The 18,493-nt window shown below is 71.4% G+C and carries 15 protein-coding genes; 5 read left to right on the top strand and 10 right to left on the bottom strand.

The annotated features are described in order from the left end of the window. Positions 1–158 precede the first annotated feature (158 nt). The 9 genes from EAO72_RS01775 to EAO72_RS01735 all read right to left on the bottom strand — a co-directional run bounded on the left by EAO72_RS01775 (position 159) and on the right by EAO72_RS01735 (position 12,276). The gene (locus EAO72_RS01775) at positions 159–1,256 is read right to left on the bottom strand and encodes an NADH:flavin oxidoreductase/NADH oxidase (protein WP_148015388.1); all 1,098 of its coding nucleotides are present in this window, start codon (positions 1,254–1,256) and stop codon (positions 159–161) included. A gap of 122 nt (positions 1,257–1,378) precedes the next feature. Beyond that, on the bottom strand, positions 1,379–1,651 hold the full coding sequence (locus EAO72_RS01770; protein ID WP_148015387.1) for a DUF1876 domain-containing protein: 273 nt from the start codon (positions 1,649–1,651) through the stop codon (positions 1,379–1,381). Between the two features lie 80 nt (positions 1,652–1,731). After that, complete coding sequence (locus EAO72_RS01765) at positions 1,732–2,115, bottom strand: hypothetical protein (protein ID WP_148015386.1); 384 nt, start codon at positions 2,113–2,115, stop codon at positions 1,732–1,734. Between the two features lie 37 nt (positions 2,116–2,152). Then, positions 2,153–5,335, bottom strand: coding sequence for a glycosyl hydrolase 115 family protein (locus tag EAO72_RS01760; protein WP_148015385.1), 3,183 nt, complete (start codon positions 5,333–5,335; stop codon positions 2,153–2,155). A gap of 129 nt (positions 5,336–5,464) precedes the next feature. After that, positions 5,465–6,562, bottom strand: a complete 1,098-nt coding sequence (locus EAO72_RS01755) for an endo-1,4-beta-xylanase (protein ID WP_148015384.1) — start codon at positions 6,560–6,562, stop codon at positions 5,465–5,467. A gap of 172 nt (positions 6,563–6,734) precedes the next feature. Then, on the bottom strand, positions 6,735–9,149 hold the full coding sequence (locus EAO72_RS01750; RefSeq protein WP_148015383.1) for a beta-xylosidase/alpha-l-arabinosidase: 2,415 nt from the start codon (positions 9,147–9,149) through the stop codon (positions 6,735–6,737). Positions 9,150–9,198: 49 nt separating this feature from the next. Then, positions 9,199–10,092: a carbohydrate ABC transporter permease gene (locus tag EAO72_RS01745; RefSeq protein ID WP_148015382.1), complete on the bottom strand. Its 894-nt coding sequence runs from the start codon at positions 10,090–10,092 to the stop codon at positions 9,199–9,201. Between the two features lie 4 nt (positions 10,093–10,096). Then, positions 10,097–11,026, bottom strand: a complete 930-nt coding sequence (locus EAO72_RS01740) for a carbohydrate ABC transporter permease (RefSeq protein ID WP_148015381.1) — start codon at positions 11,024–11,026, stop codon at positions 10,097–10,099. Between the two features lie 2 nt (positions 11,027–11,028). Next, on the bottom strand, positions 11,029–12,276 hold the full coding sequence (locus EAO72_RS01735; RefSeq protein WP_148015532.1) for an ABC transporter substrate-binding protein: 1,248 nt from the start codon (positions 12,274–12,276) through the stop codon (positions 11,029–11,031). A 214-nt stretch (positions 12,277–12,490) separates the two neighbouring features. On the opposite strand from EAO72_RS01735, the gene EAO72_RS01730 reads away from it, so the two are divergent. The 3 genes from EAO72_RS01730 to EAO72_RS01720 all read left to right on the top strand — a co-directional run bounded on the left by EAO72_RS01730 (position 12,491) and on the right by EAO72_RS01720 (position 15,374). Next, the gene (locus EAO72_RS01730; RefSeq protein ID WP_187284887.1) at positions 12,491–13,549 is read left to right on the top strand and encodes a LacI family DNA-binding transcriptional regulator; all 1,059 of its coding nucleotides are present in this window, start codon (positions 12,491–12,493) and stop codon (positions 13,547–13,549) included. 46 nt (positions 13,550–13,595) lie between these two features. After that, a complete protein-coding gene (locus tag EAO72_RS01725; RefSeq protein ID WP_148015380.1) occupies positions 13,596–14,123 on the top strand; it encodes a GNAT family N-acetyltransferase in 528 nt (175 codons plus the stop codon). 162 nt (positions 14,124–14,285) lie between these two features. Continuing rightward, entirely contained in the window at positions 14,286–15,374 is a 1,089-nt protein-coding gene (locus tag EAO72_RS01720) for a WD40/YVTN/BNR-like repeat-containing protein (RefSeq protein ID WP_148015379.1), read from the top strand. A 111-nt stretch (positions 15,375–15,485) separates the two neighbouring features. Here EAO72_RS01720 and EAO72_RS01715 read toward each other — a convergent pair whose 3' ends face one another. Further along, complete coding sequence (locus EAO72_RS01715; protein ID WP_148015378.1) at positions 15,486–16,163, bottom strand: uracil-DNA glycosylase; 678 nt, start codon at positions 16,161–16,163, stop codon at positions 15,486–15,488. A gap of 157 nt (positions 16,164–16,320) precedes the next feature. Here EAO72_RS01715 and EAO72_RS01710 point away from each other — a divergent pair, with 157 nt between their 5' ends. Beyond that, on the top strand, positions 16,321–17,385 hold the full coding sequence (locus EAO72_RS01710; protein ID WP_148015377.1) for an N-acetylglucosamine kinase: 1,065 nt from the start codon (positions 16,321–16,323) through the stop codon (positions 17,383–17,385). A gap of 80 nt (positions 17,386–17,465) precedes the next feature. Then, a complete protein-coding gene (locus EAO72_RS01705) occupies positions 17,466–18,389 on the top strand; it encodes a sirohydrochlorin chelatase (RefSeq protein WP_148015376.1) in 924 nt (307 codons plus the stop codon). The last annotated feature ends 104 nt before the right edge of the window (positions 18,390–18,493 follow it).

Below are 18,493 nucleotides of genomic sequence, written 5' to 3'. Positions count from 1 at the left end.
AACGGATGCCGCGATCCGGACGGCGGGTACGCAATCGCCCCCGTCATGCCCCGGCCCGGCGTCGGGAGACGGCGGGGCAGGGCGCGACGAGGGCGGAGCCGGCCGGGGCGCAGGGGGGCGGAGCCGGCCGGGGCGCGACGGCGGCGGAACGGGCGTGGTCAGATCGCGTACGCGTACTGCTCGGGGGCGTGCGCGCGCCCGTTCAGTTCGCGCGCCGCGTGCTGTGCCCAGGACGGGCTGCGGAGCAGTTCGCGCCCGAGGAGCACGGCGTCCGCGCTGCCTTCGGTGAGGATCTTCTCGGCGTGCTGCGGGTCGGTGATCAGCCCGACGGCGGCGACGGGCAGCGAGGTCTCCCGCTTCACGCGCTCGGCGAAGGGAACCTGATAGCCGGGGCCGGTCGCGATCCGTGCGCGGGGGGCGTTACCGCCGGTGGAGACGTCGAGCAGGTCGACACCGTGCGCCCGGAGTTCCCCGGCCAGGCGTACCGTCTCGTCGGCGGTCCAGCCCTCGCGCTCGTCGTCGGCGTTCTCGGTGAGCCAGTCCGTGGCGGAGATCCGGAAGAAGACGGGCAGCTCCTCGGGCCACACCTCCCGGACCGCGTCGACGACCTGGAGGGCGAAGCGGACGCGGTTCTCGTAGCTGCCGCCGTACGCGTCGGTACGGTGGTTGCTGTGCGGGGACAGGAACTGGCCGATGAGATAGCCGTGCGCGCCGTGCACCTCGACGACCTGGAAGCCCGCTTCGAGAGCACGGAGCGCGGCCTCACGGAAGTCCGCGACGACCGCCTGGATCTCCTCGACGGTCAGCTCGTGCGGCACCGGGTAGCCGGTGTCGAAGGGCAGCGGGCTCGGGGCGACGGGGGTCCAGCCGTGCGCCTCGGGCCCGACGGGTCCGCCCCCCGTCCAGGGGGCCGCGGTGGATGCCTTGCGGCCGGCATGGGCGAGCTGGATCCCGATGGCGGATCCCTGCTTCCTGACGAAGTCCGTGATGCGGCGGAAGGCGGCGACCTGGGTGTCGTTCCAGATACCGAGGTCGGCCGGACTGATGCGCCCCTCGGGGCTGACGGCCGTCGCCTCGGTGAGGATCAGCCCGGTACCGCCGGTGGCGCGGGCGGCGAGGTGCGCGAAGTGCCAGTCGGTGGGCACACCCGTTCCGGGCCCCTCCACCGCGGCGCAGTACTGGCACATGGGTGCCATCCATACCCGGTTGGGCACGACTAGCGACCTGAGGGTGATGGGGTCGAAAAGGGCACTCACGACGGACTCCGTTTCGCCGGGTACGGAAGGATCGCTAGTACGATACATCCCGTACTACGACGTCCGTCAAATTACGACGCCTCTCGTACAAGGCGGCGGAACGGAGTCCGGCGCGGTGTGCGTCAGGTCAGCGGGTAGGACGTGCGGCCGGACGCCTCGTCGATCTCGTCGTGGGCCTTGGTCAACAGCTTCATCGCCAGTTCGTTGAGTGCGCGGGCCCCCGCGATCTCCTCGCCCACCCTGGGCTGTTCGGAGTCGGAGGGGTGGCGGCTGGCATAGCCGTGGGCACGGACCTCGTTCCCGTCGGAGAGCCGCACCAGAGCGGCCGCCCGGGTGCGGTGGGTGTCTTCCTCGAATTCCAGCTCGATGTGCCATCCGACAGCCGTCTGTGTCATGGCGCTCACCTCCGGAGTCTCCTCTCCAGGGTGCGCCTCACCCCGCGGCTGTGCGCGGCGGGGCGGGGCCGCGGACCGGCTTACCGCCCGCGGCGGCGCAGCGTGATGCGGGCGTCGGCGTCGTACTGCTGGTTCCAGCTGCGTCCGGCGCCCGACTTCCAGGTGATGTGGGCGGTGGCCCCGTCGGTCCGGACGGAGTCCACGGTCATGGCGCGGTCGCCGTCGCGTACGTCCCCCCGGCGCAGCTCGTCCGCCCTGACGGTGACCGGGTGCGCGGACCCCGCCCTCTCGGCCTCGTCCGCCGCGAGGCCGAGAGCGGTGGCCAGTTCCCGGGCCCGCGCCGGGGTGCAGATCAGCGAGAGCTCTCCCGACGGTGTGCCGACCCTGATCTCGACGTCCTCACCGGCGGGTGCCGCCTCCAGGCGGCCGGCCCGCGCACCGGTGTCGTCGCTGCCACTCGTCATTCGCTCTGCTCTCTCCCTCACCCGGACCCCGGGCTGCTCAGCGCAGCCGGAGGCTCTCCGGCGGGCCCAGGTAGCTGGGCTTGAGGCCGCCGGTGTCGACCACCAGGTTCTGCAGCACCACTGTCGGGTCGACCATCCAGAATTTCAGCACATGCACTCCGGCGGCGGCGATGCGGTGCTCCGTGCTGGTGACGTTGACGTTGTCGGAGGTGTGGCGGGCCCACTGCGCGTTCATGGTTCCGTCATCGGCCCCCGTCACCCTCGTGACGTTCACCGACTGCGGTGCGGCGTCGTCGAAGGAGACCGCGTACGTCAGCCCGTCGGTCGGCAGCGGATTGTTGCGGGGCGACAGATAGGCGTGGACGGTGACCGGGCCGGTGGTGAACAGGCTGACGCGGTACTCCAGCCGGGGGCTGCCGCCACCGGGTGTCCGCCGGGCCGCGGTGACCGGGAAGGGTTCCATCCCGGCGCCGGTCCGTCCGATGTCCGGGATGCGCTGCCAGGTGATCCCGCCGCCGTCGACGGCCCGGCTGTAGTGGTCGGCCTCGATGGAGACGTACCCGTTGGCCTCGACGAAGCCGTCGAGGCGCGAGCGGGACAGTGCGGGACGGTCGACGACCGCCGTGACGACGACCTCGGCCCCGTCCGGCCCGCTGACGGTGACCGGCACCTCGGTGACCCCCTTCGGGGCCCTGGTCCAGTCGACGCGCAGGGTGATCCGGTCCTGCTGTTCGACGCGGCCCCGCACCCGGTCCGCGGTCAGCCAGGAGACGCCCGTGCGCACGCGGTAGTCGAACGGGGCGCGGCCCCGGTTGAACACCTCGATGTACTGGGCGGGCTGGCTCTGGTACGGGCTGAAGACCGGGAGTACGGCCGGGCCCCGCTCGTGCGGCCACCACGCGGCCGAGCCGTCGACGGCGACGCCCATCTCGGCTCCGGCGGGCAGGTCGATGCGCTTGACGGCCGGGAAGAGGACGTCCTCGATCGCGACGTTGTCGATCTCGGGCTGCTGCCAGGGGGCGTTCGGGCCGTACCGGGCCACGTCGCCGTAGTCGATGTGCGGCTGGGTCTGGAAGCCCTGCCACTTGCCGTCGGCGATCCGGGTGTTGAAGCGGTCGGCCAGGGCCAGGTCGTCGGCGAGCCGGGCCTCGGCGGCGTCCGCCAGATCATTGGTGCGAGCCCGGCCCTGGGCGGCGTAGTGCAGGTTGGTGAACTCCGCCTCGCGCAGGGCGTACAGATTGGCGGTGGCCCGCACCTCGTAGCCGACCAGTTCGTACCAGGCGTCCTGGGCGGCGGCCGGCAGCCGGCGTCCGACCCGCTCGGCCTCCGCGCCGAGCTGTCGCCATTCCTCCGTGACGCGCTCCAGCTCGCGGTAGTCGACGATGCTGAACGGTGTCGCCTCGTCGTCGTACACGATCGCCGAACTGTCCCGCGAGGGGTCCTTGGCCGGGTCCAGGGTGATCTTCCGGTTGAGGAGTTCGGGCTTGCGCCGCGACTGGAGCCGGGCGTAGGCCCGCAGGACGGAGGCGATCGCGGCGGCCTGCTTCTCGCCGAAGTTCTGCCGGGCGTAGCGCTCCTCCCACTCGGGCAGCCGGTCGAGTGTCCACCGCTCCGGGTTCCAGGCGTACTCCAGGAAGAACTGCGTGGGCAGTTCGTTGCCCTTGAGGTCGCCGGCGTTGGCGATCCACAGTCCGTGGTTCCCGTAGGCGGCGGACTGGTGGAGCTGGTCCCACATGTTGGGCAGGGAGGCGGTGTCCACCCACTTGTAGTTGCGGCCGACGCCGACGTAGTCGAAGTGGTAGTAGAGCCCGTATCCGCCCTCGCGGGCGTCGTTCTTCAGATCGGGCAGCTTGCGGATGTTGGCCCAGTTGTCGTCGGTGAGCACCACCGTGACGTCGTCGGGGACCCGCAGTCCGCGGTCCCAGTAGTGCTGGACCTCCTTGTAGAGCGTCCAGACCTGCGGAATGGTGGTGACGTCCTTGCCGGAGATCTCGGCCAGGAGGGCCCGCTGGGTGGCGATGATCTCGGTCATGAGCTCGATGCCGTCGCCGTCGGGCAGGCTGACGTCGCCGTTGCCGCGCATACCGAGGGTGACGACGCCCTCGAAGTCCTCGTCCCTCATCCGGCGGATGCCGTCGGCCCAGTAGGCCTTGATGGCCTCGGCGTTGCGGCGGAAGGACCACTCGCCGGTGCCGCCGTAGGGGTCGTGGCCGGGCGTGGTGATGGTGCCCGCGCTGTCGCGTACCGCCGCGACCGCGTGGCGGTTCCACTCCTCGATGCCGCGCATCATGGGGGCCTCGTGCGAGGTGCCCATGACGACGCCGTACGCCTTGGCGGTGGCGTGGTTGAGCGGGTCGTCCTCGGCGAAGGCGCGTCCCCAGACGGCGGGCCAGAGGTAGTTGGCCTTGAGGCGCAGCATGACCTCGAAGATCCTGGCGTAGAAGTCGGCGTTGAAGCCGCCCTCGAAGCCGGGCGCCTTGCCGGGGCCGAAGTGGGCGGGGGCCCAGGTGCCGAGGGCCGGGTTCTCGTCGTTGATGAAGAAGCCGCGGTACTTGACGGCCGGGGTGCCCTGGGTGTGCCGGCCGGGCAGTACGTGGATCTCGTCCCGGTGTACGGGGGTGACGTCGTCCCACCAGTACCAGGGCGAGACACCGATACCGCGCGAGACGTCGTACGTACCGAAGATCGTGCCGCGCTGGTCGCTGCCCGCGATCACGAGTGCGCGCTCCACCCCGGGCAGCGGCTGTTCGACGACGGTCTGGAGGCTGGTCTCCCACTTGCCCCGGATCGCGGAGACGTCGAGTTTGCCCCGGGCGACGAGTCCGTCGACCAGCGGGCTGCGGCCCACGGTTCCGATGATGGTGATCTCACGGCCCCTGGGCACCGCGCCGTGCGAGAGGACGGGCCGGACGCCGGTGACCCGTTCGATGTCGCTCTGGAGGTCTCCGGCCACCCGGACGACGCCGGCCCAGTCGCGGTCGCTGACCAGGATCGGGGCCGCGCGCCCGTTCCTGACGAGCGGGAAGCTGCCGCGCCGGGGCGTGAACGAGATGTACGCGCCGGGGTCGGTCGGCCGCGCCGCCGGGCCGTGCCCCTGCGCGGACGCCTCGGCGGACAGACCGAGGAGGGAGCCGAGGGGGGTCGCGGTGAGTGCGGTGAGGCCGAGTCCGAGCCCCAGGACCGCTCTGCGGCCTGCGTACTGCGGGACCTTGTCGTCCATACTGCTCTCCTATTTGTTCACGTTCTTGACAAATTGGATGGATGAGTGCCCGAACATGGGCCCGGTACGGGGCCGGGCCCCTCACGGTGGCCACCGGGCCGACGATGCCGCCCCGCACCCCGCGAGCGGTCAGTCCCGGCCGGCGGCGAGCTTCAGGTCCTGGGTCAGGGCCTTGTACGCGGGCTTGGCCGTGTAGTTCTCGTCGAAGAGGTTGGCCGCACCCTCGCCCTCGAAGGTGTCGGGCACCCAGGAGTACTTGTCGGTGAAGCCCCACACGGTGAAGTCGGTGCAGTGACGGGTGAGCAGGCAGCCCCGCAGCAGCACGTCGTACCCCTCCGCCTGCGCCTCCCGCTTGGTGCTGTCGGAGGGCATCGGAATGCGTACGTCGGCCTCGGTGATCGCGGTCTCCAGACCGAGGTCGTCGAACCGCTTCATGTTGTCGGCGATGTCGTGCGGGGCGTCGTACTGGACGGAGAGGTGGCCCTGGATGCCGACGCCGTCGATCGGTACGTGCTGCTTGCGCAGCTCCACGACGAGGTCGTAGAGCGCCGTGCTCTTCGCGTTGACGCCTTCGATGTTGTAGTCGTTGATGAACAGCTTGGCCTTGGGGTCGGCCTGGTGCGCCCAGCGGAAGGCGTCCGCGATGTAGCCGGGGCCGAGCTTCCGCAGCCAGATGCTGTCGCGCAGGGTGCCGTCGTCGTTGAAGGCCTCGTTGACGACGTCCCACTGCCAGATCCGGCCCTTGAAGTGGCCGGCCTCGTCGGTGATGTGCTTGCGCAGGATGGCGCGCAGCTCGCCGGCACTGAAGTCGCCCCCGGTGAGCCAGGCCGGCAGCTGGTTGTGCCAGAGCAGGGTGTGCCCGCGCACCAGCTGTCCATTGGCTCTGGCGAAGTCGACCAGTTCGTCGGCGGCGGCCCAGTCGTGGATGCCCCGCTCCTTCTCGACGACTTCCCACTTCATGACGTTCTCCGGGGTGACCGAGGTGAACTCGCTCGCCGCCTTGGCCCGGTAGGGCGCGTCCGCGGCCAGGGCCGCCATGTCGACCGCGGTACCGATGCGCAGGTCGGCCCGCTCGCCGAGACCGCCCAGGGTGTCGACGGCGGGGGGCTTCGGCTTCCCGTGCGAGGCGGAGTGCTCGGGGGCCGCCGAGGCGCTGAGGGTGAAGGAGGAGACGAGCAGGGCCGCGGCGGCGGTACCGATCATGGCGGCCTGTGTTGTCTTGCGCATGACATATCCCTTTCGGTGGGCACGGCTCCCCCGGAATCTGGATGCCGGGATCGACGCACGTTCGATGAAGACACTTCGAAAGTTTCGTGAACCTCCCCGCAGCCGGCAGGAGGACCGCTCGGTGGCGGGGAGGTTCACGAAGAGGATGGTGCGGGTCCGAGGGCAGGACCGGTCAGTGCGCGGCCGGCTCCGGTACGGGTGCGGGCTCGACCGAGGTACCGCAGACGAGCTCCCGCCGGTGGTCGACGACGCGTTCGGGGCCGGTGAGCCGGAGCCGCAGGGTCCGGCGGACGTCGGCCTCGTCGCTGGAGGCGGCGAGCCGCAGTTCGAGCTCGCCGGGTTCGACGACGCGGCGGCCGCCTATGCCGGTGAAGGACGCCAGGTCGGCATGGAAGCGGAACCGGACCCTGGCCGCCGCGCCGACGGCGAGCGGGACCCTGGCGTAGCCGATCAGCCGCGCCTGCGGCCGGGTGGTCTGGGCCACCGGGTCGTGGAGGTAGAGCTGCACCACTTCGGCCCCGTCCCGCTCCCCGGTGTTGCGGACCGTGACCTCGACTTCGGCGGAGCCGTCGGTGGGGATCTCCTGCGGGGCGGGATCGCCCTGCCCCCACGCGAACGTCGTGTACGACAGGCCGTGCCCGAAGGCGTAGAGCGGTGTCGGATCCACGTTGCTGACCCCGCTCAACAGCCCCAGCGGCGGCTGCAGATACGTCCACGGCTGACCGCCCGGCCCCTGCGGAACGCTCACCGGCAGCCGGCCGGAGGGGTTGACCCGGCCGGAGAGCACCCCGGCCAGCGCCGGACCGCCCTCCTCGCCCGGGAAGAAGGCCTGCACGATCGCCGCCGTACGGTCCGCCCAGCGTCCCAGCGCGTACGGGCGGCCCGTCAGCAGGATCAGGACCACCGGCGTTCCGGTCGCCAGCAGGGCGTCGAGGAGCTCGCCCTGCACGCCGGGCAGTGCGAGATCGGTCGCGTCGCAACCCTCGCCGGAGGTGCCGCGGCCGAAGAGACCGGCCCGGTCGCCGAGCACGGCCACGCAGACATCGGAGTCCCGGGCCAGCCGGACGGCCTCCGCGATCCGGGAGGTGTCCGTGCCGTCCACCTCGCAGCCGGCCGCGAAGTCCACCCCGGCACCGGGGAACTCCCCGCGCACCGACTCCAGCACCGTCGGCACGTCGATGCCCCTCTCGAACTCGGGGTGCGAGACGCCGACGTGGCTGGGGAAGGAGTAGCAGCCGAGCATGGCCAGCGCGTCGTCCGCGCGGGGCCCGACCACGGCGATGCGCCCGGCGTTCCGCAGCGGCAGCGTGCCGCCGGGGTTGGCGAGCAGCACACAGGCCTGTTCGGCGAGCTCCCGGGCCAGGGCCCGGTTCTCGGGCGGGTCGAGGTCGACGGTGTCACGGGCCTTCTCGGGGTCCGCGCCCTTCAGCGCGGTGGGCAGCGGCGACCAGTCCGGGTCGAGCAGTCCGAGCTCGCACTTCTGGAGCAGGACGCGGCGCAGGGCGCGGTCGACGAGCGCCTCGTCCACCGCCCCGTCCCGGACAGCGGCGACGAGGACGTCGCCGTAGCTGCGGACGGTGGGCAGTTCCACGTCGACGCCGGCGCTCAGGGCGAGTCGGGCGGCGCCGGCGCGGTCGGCGGCGACCTTGTGCAGGGTCTCCAGGAAGCCGATGCCGAAGTAGTCGGCGACGACGGTCCCGGTGAACCCCCAGGAGTCCCGCAGGACCCCGGTGAGCAGGGCCGGGTCGGCGGCCGCGGGCACGCCGTCGATCTCGGCGTACGAGTGCATCACCGAACGCGCCCCGCCCTCCCGCAGGGCCATCTCGAACGGCGGAAGGATCACGTCCGCCACCTCACGGGCCCCGGCCCGCACCGGGGCGAGGTTGCGGGCGCCGGCGGAGGCCGCGTATCCGGCGAAGTGCTTGAGCGTGGAGACGATTCCGGCGGACTCCAGCCCCCGCACATAGGCCGTGCCGATGGTGGCCACCAGATAGGGGTCTTCCCCGATGGTCTCCTCGACCCGGCCCCACCGCAGGTCGCGCACCACGTCCAGGACCGGCGCCAGCCCCTGGTGGACCCCGACGGCCCTCATGTCGGCGCCGATCCGCCGGGCCATCTCGGCGACCAGGTCCGGGTTCCATGCCGCGCCCCACGAGAGCGGGACGGGGTAGGCGGTCGCGCCCCAGGCGGTGAAGCCGGCCAGGCACTCCTCGTGGGCGAGGGCGGGGATGCCGAAGCGGCCGGCCTCCGCGATCCGTTCCTGGGCGCGGGCCAGGGCGAGGGCTCCGACTCCGGGGTCGACGGGAGCGGTGCCGAACGGCCGGGTGAGCTGGCCGAGACCGCGGGCCGTCAGGTCGTCCCAGTCGACCGGATCGACCATGTCGTTCTGGTGCGGGGCGACCCCGTCGCCCTCGGCGTCGGCGCCCACCCAGATTCCGTACAGCTGGGCGGTCTTCTCCTCCAGGGTCATCCGGGGGATCAGGTCGGCCACCCGCTCCTCCGGGGTGAGGGAGGGGTCGCGCCAGGCGCCGTCGACGGGCGGGGCCGCTCCGGTGCTGCGGGCGTGCGGGACAGCGGGGATTGCCATGGGGGCAGGGTTCCTCTCGTGAGTGCGGTGGTACGGGCGGCGTGAAGTACTACTTGCCGCCCACCCCCATCAGTCCGTTGACCAGTGCCTTGCGCGCCACGAGGTACACGGCGAAGATCGGCACGACGGAGAGCACGATCGCGGCCAGCACGGCGGGGATGTTCATCCCGAACTGGGACATGAAGTTGAAGAGGCCCAGCGTCAGGACACGGTTCTCCTCCGACTGGGTCAGGATCAGCGGGAACAGGAAGCCGTTCCACGCCTGGAGCGCCGTGTAGATCGCCACCGTGCTGATGCCGCCCTTGGACATCGGGATCGCCAGCTGCCACAGCATCCGCAGGGGCGTCGCGCCGTCGAGGGCCATCGCCTCGTACATCTCCTCGGAGACGTCACGCATGGTGCCGCTGAGGATCAGCACCGCCACCGGCATCGCGAACGCCGCGGTCGGCAGGATGATCGCCGGCAGGCTGTCGTACAGACCCAGCTTGCTGATCAGCAGGTACAGCGGCACGATCACCGCCTGAGCGGGGATCGCGACGCCGAGCAGGAAGGTCCGGAAGGCGAGCGAGGAAAGCCGGCTGCGGGTGCGTACCGCGACATAGGCGACCGGCACCGCGAGCAGCAGGACGATGGCGACGGTGGCCACGGCGACGATCGCCGTGTTGGTGAGCATCGTGGAGAAGCCGCTGTCCAGCACGGTGCGGTAGTTCTCGAGCGTGGGGTTGGTCGGGACGGCCAGCGGGTCGCCGTTGAGCGCCTCGTCCTGGTGCATGAGCGACGAGGAGATCAGCGTGTAGAGCGGGACGACCACGATGAGCAGCCAGACCAGTGAGCCCAGGCCGGCCAGGGGGTTGCCCCACTTCCTGCGGCGCCGGGCGGAAGCCGGCCGGCTCCGGGTCACGGGCTGCGTGGGGCCTGCCACGGGGCGGGTGTCGATTGACATCGCGTCACATACCTTCCCGGGTGGACCGCATGTTCCCGAAGCCGCTGAAGCGGACCAGGATCAGCGACAGGGCGGTGGCCACCACGACCAGGGCCGTGGCGATCGCCGCGGCGTAGCCGAGGTCGTAGGTCTGGAAGCCGGTCCGGTACATGAGGTACGGGAGCACGGTGGTGTCCGTGCCCGGGCCGCCCCTGGTCATGATCAGTACGGTGTCGAAGTAGGTCAGCGAGCCGACGATCATCAGGACCGAGGAGGTCGTGATGGTATGGCGCAGCTGCGGCAGGGTGATGTGGAAGAACTGGCGGAGCATGCCCGCCCCGTCGATCTCCGCCGCCTGGTACAGGACCTGCGGGATCTGCCGGGTGCCGCCCTGGTAGATCAGAGTGTGGAACGGCATGAACTGCCAGCCGCCGACGAACGCCACGGTGAGCAGGGCGCCGGTCGAGGAGCCCATGATGTTCGGGTCGATGCCGAACCACGGGCCGATCGTCCTGATGACGCCGAAGTTGGGGTCGAGCAGCGCGTGGAACAGCATCGCGATGGCGGTGGTGGAGAGCAGCAGCGGAATGAAGAAGACCGCCGAAAGCACGGCCCGGCTGCGCTGTCTGCCCGCTGCCCAGACACCCAGGAGCAGGGCGACGGGGGTCTGGAAGAGCCAGCTGATCGACGTGAGCAGCAGGCTGAGCCAGGCGGCCTGCCGGAACTCCGGATCCTTGAAGAGCCGGGTCCAGTTGCCCATGCCGATCGGGGTCGGGGAGTTCAGCCCGTCCCAGCGGCAGAAGGAGAGATAGACGGCGATCGCCAGCGGGACGATCGCGAAGAGGGCGAAGAAGACGATGCCGGGCACGGCCCAGGCGACCGAGGGGCGGCCGACGTTGCCGGCGGCCGCCTTCCTTCCTCCGCGCACCTTTTTGTACGAAGAGACGTGGGACATTGTTACTTGACGGCCTTCATCGCGGCGACGAACTGCTCGGGCGTGGACTTGCCGGCGAACAGCTTGCTGATCTCGGTGAGCAGCGGGGTGGCGACATCGGACTCCAGCGCCTGGTCCCACGAGAGGGTGAAGCTCGGCGCCTTCTGGACCATGTCGTACTGGTCCTTCGCGAACTGCGGGTTGGGCGATCCGCTCAGCATCGCGGAGGCGTTGGACGTGGTCGGTACGTCACCGTTGTCGACCAGGGCCTGGGCGTAGGACTTGGAGGCCATGGTCTTGAGGAAGGCTATGGCCTCCTCCTTGTGCTTGGTGCGGGAGTTGATCGACCAGTAGTTGGTGGGGTTGCCGACCACGTTGGCCGGGTCACCGACACCGCCGGCCACAGTCGGGAAGTTGGCCCATGCGAGGTCGTTCTTGGCGAACTCCGGTGCCTTGCCGAGCTGGGTCGAGTACTCCCACGAACCCATCAGGTGCATGGCCGCCTTGCCCTTGCTGAGCAGGGTGGGGGCTGCGCCGCTGCCGTAGTCGACGGAGTTGAAGTTCTTGCCGAAGGCTCCGCCGTCGACCAGTTCCTTCACGGTCTGGGCCGACTTGAGGACCGCGGGGTCGGCCCAGGCGGACGCGTCCCCGCTCTGGATCTTGTTGAAGACCTCGGGGCCGCCGATCCGGTCGAGCAGGTACTCCAGCCACATCAGCTCGGGCCACTTCTCCTGGCCGCCGAGCGCGAAGGGGGTGATGCCCTTGTCCTTGAACGTGGTGATGGCGTGCTGGAGCTCCTCCCAGGTCTTGGGGGCCTCCAGCTTGTTCTCGGCGAAGAGCTTCTTGTTGTAGAAGAGCATCACGGGCTGCATGCCGCGCATGGGCACCCCGTAGATCTTTCCGTCCAGGCTGCCCGCCTCGATGATGGACGGGAGGAAGCCGTCCTTGAGGGTGGCGTCGTTCTTCACGGTCGAGGTCAGGTCCACCAACTGGCCGGCGTCGCGGTAGGGCTTGATGGAGCCGCTGCCCCAGTTGTAGAAGATGTCCGGGGCGCTGGGCGAGCCCATGGCGCTGCGGAGCTTGTTGACGTACTCCGTGCCCGGGACCGGGATCAGCTTGACCTTGACCTTCGAGGTCTTGTTGAACTCCTTGACCGCGGCTTCCTGCACCTTGACCGCGTCGTCGCCGTAGACGTACGCGGTGAGCGTGCCGCCGTCACCGCCACTGCCGCCGTCCGACCCGCAGCCCGCCAGCACGCCGGCCATGACCATGGCCGCACCGGCAGCGGTCCATCTCGCCACACGCGTACTCTGAGTGAAAATTCCCGACCCCATGACCGCACCTCTGTCGAATGTTTCGGCCCTGCTTGCGAATGTTGCCGGAACCGTACGGTCGTGTTTCGAGCCAGTCAAGAGGGCCGGTCGAGGGAATTTTCCTTGGGGGCCCACCCCTCCGTCCTGGCGGCGGGCAGTTACGATTCCCTGTATGAGCCCCGCAAACGTCCAGTCACATCAGGAGAATGCGCCTGCCGGCGAGTCGTCGGACGGCGCCGCCACCTTGGCGGAAATCGCCCGAGCGGCCGGAGTCTCGGCTCCGACAGTTTCGAAGGTGCTGAACGGACGGGCCGATGTCGCCCCCGGTACACGCACCAAGGTCGAGGAGCTGTTGCTGTTGCACGGCTACCGCCGCAGACGCGGCTCCACGACGCAGTCGCAGTTGATCGATCTGGTCTTCCACGAGCTGGACAGCGCGTGGGCCATGGAGGTCGTGCGCGGCGTGGAGAACGTCGCGCGCGAGGAGGGCCTGAGTCTGGTCCTGTCGGAGAGTGCGGGCCGCCTCACCCCCGGGCAGACCTGGGTGGACGGCGTGCTGGCCCGCCGGCCGGTCGGGGTGATCCTGGTCCTGTCGGACCTCACCGCAGCTCAGCGCGCCCAGCTCACCAGCCGGAACATCCCGTACGCGGTGGTCGACCCGGCCGGCGACCCCGGCGACGACGTCCCGTCGGTCGGGACGACGAACTGGCAGGGCGGACTCGCCGCCACCCGCCACCTCACCGGGCTCGGGCACCGCAGGATCGGGGTGATCAGCGGTCCGTCGCGCATGATGTGCAGCCGTGCCCGGGTGGACGGCTACCGTGCCGCCCTGGAGACCGCGGGCCTGCCGATCGACCCCGCCCTGGTCCGCGAGGGCGAGTTCCAGCACGAGGCCGGATACACCACGGGCATGGAACTGCTGCGCATGGCGGACCGGCCGACCGCCATCTTTGCCGGGAACGACCTTCAGGCGCTCGGTGTGTACGAGGCCGCGCGCGAGCTCGGACTGCGGATCCCCGAGGACCTCAGCGTCGTCGGCTTCGACGACCTGCCGCTCACCCGCTGGATCGGGCCGCCGCTGACCACGGTGCGCCAGCCGCTCATAGAGATGGCGGAGACCGCGGCCCGGCTGGTTCTCGACCTCGGCCGGGGCCGGCAGCCCGCGACCACCCGTGTCGACCTGGCCACCAACCTGGTCGTACGCAGCAGCACGGCGGCCCCCGGACGTTGATCCACTCGGTTGCGGGCCCGTTCGGCCGCCGGTACCGTCGCGCGGCATGAAGACCCCTGTCCTGCGCACGCGGCGGCTGCTGCTGGAGCCGTACGCGCCCTCCGACGAGGAAGACTTCGTCGCGCTCTTCCAGGACGCCCGGGTGGGGCGCTGGATGGGCGACGGCGTGGACGAGGAGGCCGAGGACCGGGCGCTCTTCGGGCGGCTCTTCACGAAGGTGTACGCACAGGACCTGTTCGGCGTCTGGGTGGTGCGGCACGACGGGCGGGCGGTCGGGCACGCGGAGATCAAGCCGTCCCCCACCGCCGGCGTGGACGGCCACGAGATCGTCTACGCCGTGACCCCCACGGCGTGGGGGCAGGGGCTGGGAACCGAGATCGCCGAGACGCTGGTCGCCCATGGCTTCGGCACCCTCGGCCTGACCGAGGTGCACGCGACGGTGGACGCCGCCAACGAGGCGTCGCTCGCCCTGCTGAACCGGATCGGCTTCCGTCACGTCCGTGACCTCACCGAGGACGACGGAAGCACGACCCGCCTCCTCACCCGCCCCAGGGTGCCCGGCCCGGGGTGCTGAGGGCCGGGGTGCTGAGGGTCCAAAGCGCTGAAGGGCCGGGCCTTCGGAACCCGTCGCCGGCCGTGCGTGCTGCGTTGTCCGGAGCTGTCCTGCGCGCCACTGTCAGTGGCTGGGTGCAGACTGGCGCGTATCCGGCACAACGGCGTTTCGGGAGGTTCGGTCATGACCGATGTTCTGCTCACCGTAGGCACCCGCAAGGGGCTCTTCATCGGCCGCAGGAGCGGCGGGAGATGGGAGTTCGGCGATCCGCATTTCAACGCTCAGGCGATCTACTCCATCGCCATCGACAAGCGCGGTGACGTTCCGCGCCTGCTCGTGGGCGGCGACAGCGCACACTGGGGTCCGTCCGTCTTCCACTCCGACGACCTGGGCGCGAGCTGGGTCGAGCCGGCGCAACCGGCGGTGAAGTTCCCGGAGTTCACCGGGACCTCGCTGGAACGGGTCTGGCAGCTGCACCCGGCGGGCCCCGAGGCGCCCGATGTCGTGTACGCGGGCACCGAGCCGGCCGCGCTGTTCCGCTCGCGGGACAGGGGCGAGTCGTTCGAGCTGGTGCGCCCGCTCTGGGAGCATCCGACGCGCTCGAAGTGGGTGCCGGGCGGAGGCGGCGAGGGACTGCACACGGTGCTGACGGACGAGCGGGACCCGCGATCGGTCACGGTCGCCGTCTCCACTGCCGGGGTGTTCAGGACGGCGGACGGCGGCGAGAGCTGGACCCCGGCGAACAGGGGGGTGTCGGCGGTCTTCCTGCCCGATCCCGATCCGGAGTTCGGCCAGTGCGTCCACAAGGTCAGCCGGGACGCCGTCGATCCCGACCGGCTGTATCTCCAGAACCACTGGGGGGTGTTCCGCAGCGACGACGCCGGGGGCAGCTGGACGGACATCGGCGCGGGCCTGCCCTCCGACTTCGGCTTCGCGGTGGCGGCGCACCCGCACCGCGCCGACACGGCGTACCTCTTCCCGATCAACGCCGACGCCGACCGCGTGCCGGCCGGCCACCGCTGCCGCGTCTTCCGGACCACCGACGCGGGCGACAGCTGGGAGCCGCTGTCCTCGGGGCTCCCCGACGGCGCCCACTACGGCACGGTGCTGCGCGACGCGCTCTGTACGGACGACGCCGATCCGGCCGGTGTGTACTTCGGCAACCGCAACGGAGAGGTCTACGCGAGCGCGGACGACGGGGACAGCTGGCAGCAGCTCGCCTCGCACCTGCCGGACGTCCTGTGCGTCAGGGCGGCCACGATCGGCGGCTGACCGGGACCGGCGAGCATCGCGCGCCGCCGCCGGCGGGCTTGGATCCGGGGGACCGGACCCGGGGAGCGGCGGCGCGTGGCCAGGGCCGGGCGGCGGAAGCCCGGCCCTCGGCTACGGGAGGCGCCAGTCCACCGGCTGCGCTCCCTGGCGTTCCAGGAGCTCGTTGGCCTTGCTGAAGGGTCGCGACCCGAAGAAGCCGCGGTCGGCCGACATGGGGGACGGATGGGCGGACTCGATCGCCGGGAAGTCCCCCAGCGACGGCCGGAGATTGCGGGCGTCGCGGCCCCACAGGATGGACACCAGCGGGGTGCCCCGCGCGACGAGCGCCCGGATAGCCTGCTCCGTGACCTCTTCCCAGCCCTTGCCCCGGTGGGCGGCCGGCTTACGGGGGGCGGTCGTCAGCGCCCTGTTCAGCAGCAGCACGCCCTGCCGCGTCCACGGGGTCAGATCGCCGTTTGACGGGCGGGGCAGCCCCAGGTCCGTGTGCAGTTCGCGGTAGATGTTCTCCAGGCTGCCCGGAAGCTGACGGACCTCGGGTGCCACCGCGAAGCTCAGGCCGATGGCCATCCCGGGTGTGGGGTAGGGGTCCTGACCGACGATCAGCACTCGTACCTCGTCGAAGGGCTGCTGGAACGCGCGCAGCACGTTCGCTCCCGACGGCAGATACGTACGGCCCGCCGCGACCTCCGCCCGCAGGAAGTCGCCCATCTCGGCGATGCGTCCCGCCACGGGGGCCAACGCCCGGGCCCAGCCGGGCTCCACAACTTCGTTCAACGGTCGCGCTGTCACAGGCTCACCCTACCGGCGTAACGACCGGTCTCCCGCCCCTCCCCCACCTGCGGTGACCGTGCGGCACGGGGGCGGTCCGCCGCGACGCCCCCGGCTCGTCGCGGAGGACCTGGAGATAGGCTGCCGCCGTCATTCCTCTGCTGACGGGAGCCGCGCCATGGAGTCACACGGGCATGCGGCCGGGGAGTACGTCCTCGGCGTCGACTCGGGCGGTTCCGGGCTGAGGGTGGCGCTGGGCACCGTGGCCGGGGAAGAGCCCCTGGCCACGTCGGTGTGCGCCGAACCGGTGCGGACCGGCCCCGCCGGCATCGACGCCGCCCACCTCCTCGATCAGCTGCTGCCCACCGTCCGGCACCTGCTCGCCCGGCACGGCGGAGGCGACCGGATCGCCACCGCGGCGATCGGGGCGGCCGGCATGGCCACCCTGGGCGGCCAGCTGCGCGCCGAACTGCCCACGGCCCTGGCGGACGCGTTCGGCCTGCGGCAGCTGGCCCTGGCCGCCGACGCGGTGACCGCGTACGCCGGAGCGGTCGGGCAACGGCCCGGCGCGGTCGTGGCGGCCGGGACCGGCCTGATCGCGCTGGGAACGGATCTCACGCAGTGGCGAAGGGCCGACGGCTGGGGGCATCTGCTGGGCGACAGCGGGGGCGGCGCCTGGATCGGGCGGGCCGGACTCGACGCGGCCATGCGCGCCCACGACGGGCGGCGCGGGGGCTCCCCGGCACTGCTGGCCAGGCTGGAGGCGGTGTTCGGACCGGCGCCGGAACTGCCGGGCCTGCTCTATCCGCGTACCGACCGGCCCGCGGTCCTGGCCTCGTTCGCTCCCGAGGTGGCCGCGTGCGCCGCGGCCCACGATCCCGTCGCCGAAGGCATCCTCCGCGACGCCGCAGGCCACATCGCCGAGGCCGCCACCGCGGTGTGCCCGAAGGCGGGCACACCGGACGCGGAGTGCGAAGTGGCGCTGACCGGTGGCCTGTTCCGGATGGGCGAGCCGCTGCTCGTACCGCTGCGCGAGGAGCTGGCGCGACAGCTGCCGCGGGCACGGGCGGTCCCCGGTTCGGGTGATCCGCTGCTCGGTGCGCTGCGCATCGCACAGGCGCTCGCCACCGACGGGCTCCGGCTGCCGCTCCATCCCACCCTGCTCCGGGTCACGGTGTCCCCGCAGGAATCCGGCACCTCCCGGGGGGCGACAGAGCAGGGCAGTCGACCGGTAAGCCACTGATCGGATAAATGCGGACAGACAACGCTCGACCGGCCCCTCCCCGAGCAGCGGGGTACCCAAAACCAGTAGCATGCGGCGCCATGAGCACCCCCACTGGGCCCGCTTCCGGCCTGCCTGTACGAATGCCGCGACCTCGCCAGTCCGGACGGCACCGCCGCCCGGAGCCCGTGGTCGCACCTGAGGGCGCTTCCGCGCTCGTTCTCGCCGTTCCCGGTACCCCGTCCCCGGCCAGCCGCAGCCTGGCCGAAGAGGTCATCAGCATCGCCCGTTCCGAGCTGCCCGGTCTGAACGCCCTGATCGGCTACCTCGACGGCGACGACGCCGAGTACCCCACCCTTGCCTCCGTTCTCGCGCACGCCGCCGCCGAGCGCATCGCGCGCTTCGAGCAGGCGAAGGCCGTCGGCCGTGACGTCGCCGAGCCCGAGGGCCCGGCCGCCGTCGTGGTGCCGCTGCTCGCGGGACCCGACAACACGCTGGTCCAGCGGATACGCCGCGCGATCGAGGACAGTCAGGCTCCGGCCGAGCTGACCGATGTGCTCGGCCCGCACCCGCTGCTCGCCGAGGCGCTGCACGTACGCCTCTCCGAGGCCGGCCTGGCCCGCGCGGACCGCGCACGGCTGTTCACCGTGGCCACGGCCGCCGACGGCATCGTGCTGGCCACGGTGGGCGGCGAGGAGGCCGTGCAGGCGGCGGGGATCACCGGCATGCTGCTGGCCGCGCGGCTCGCGGTACCGGTGATGGCCGCAGCACTCGATGTCGAGGGCTCGGTCGCCGCGATCGCCGAGCAGCTGAAGGGCTCCGGCTCGCTGCAGCTGGCCGTGGCGCCCTACCTGGTCGGCCCCGAGGTGGCCGACGGGATGCTGGACGCCGCGCTGAAGGAGGCCGGCTGCGCGAGCGCCGAGCSGCTCGGCGCGTATCCGGCGATCGGCAAGCTGGTGCTGTCGATGTACATGTCCTCGCTCGGCATCGCTCCGGCGTTGGCGCAGGGGGCCCAGGCCCACTGATCCGGGCCGGGGCAGGGGTGTGCCGACCGTCGCGGGAGCGGGACGGACGGCACACCCCGGCCCGCCCGTGACACACGTACGCCCCGGGACCCGCTTGCGGATCC

Origin of the sequence: Streptomyces sp. OR43 (assembly GCF_008042275.1) — a bacterium.
Classification (GTDB): domain Bacteria; phylum Actinomycetota; class Actinomycetes; order Streptomycetales; family Streptomycetaceae; genus Streptomyces.
Note: the sequence above shows the minus strand (reverse complement) of the source record. Positions and strands in the feature narration are given on the sequence as shown.

Bases quoted from the DNA above. Each gene is read 5' to 3' on its own strand.
- EAO72_RS01755 (WP_148015384.1), bottom strand. From the start codon at position 6,562: ATGCGCAAGACAACACAGGCCGCCATGATCGGTACCGCCGCCGCGGCC.
- EAO72_RS01770 (WP_148015387.1), bottom strand. From the start codon at position 1,651: ATGACACAGACGGCTGTCGGATGGCACATCGAGCTGGAATTCGAGGAA.
- EAO72_RS01720 (WP_148015379.1), top strand. From the start codon at position 14,286: ATGACCGATGTTCTGCTCACCGTAGGCACCCGCAAGGGGCTCTTCATC.
- EAO72_RS01765 (WP_148015386.1), bottom strand. From the start codon at position 2,115: ATGACGAGTGGCAGCGACGACACCGGTGCGCGGGCCGGCCGCCTGGAG.
- EAO72_RS01750 (WP_148015383.1), bottom strand. From the start codon at position 9,149: ATGGCAATCCCCGCTGTCCCGCACGCCCGCAGCACCGGAGCGGCCCCG.
- EAO72_RS01710 (WP_148015377.1), top strand. From the start codon at position 16,321: ATGGAGTCACACGGGCATGCGGCCGGGGAGTACGTCCTCGGCGTCGAC.
- EAO72_RS01725 (WP_148015380.1), top strand. From the start codon at position 13,596: ATGAAGACCCCTGTCCTGCGCACGCGGCGGCTGCTGCTGGAGCCGTAC.
- EAO72_RS01760 (WP_148015385.1), bottom strand. From the start codon at position 5,335: ATGGACGACAAGGTCCCGCAGTACGCAGGCCGCAGAGCGGTCCTGGGG.
- EAO72_RS01740 (WP_148015381.1), bottom strand. From the start codon at position 11,026: ATGTCCCACGTCTCTTCGTACAAAAAGGTGCGCGGAGGAAGGAAGGCG.
- EAO72_RS01730 (WP_187284887.1), top strand. From the start codon at position 12,491: ATGAGCCCCGCAAACGTCCAGTCACATCAGGAGAATGCGCCTGCCGGC.
- EAO72_RS01745 (WP_148015382.1), bottom strand. From the start codon at position 10,092: ATGTCAATCGACACCCGCCCCGTGGCAGGCCCCACGCAGCCCGTGACC.
- EAO72_RS01735 (WP_148015532.1), bottom strand. From the start codon at position 12,276: ATGGTCATGGCCGGCGTGCTGGCGGGCTGCGGGTCGGACGGCGGCAGT.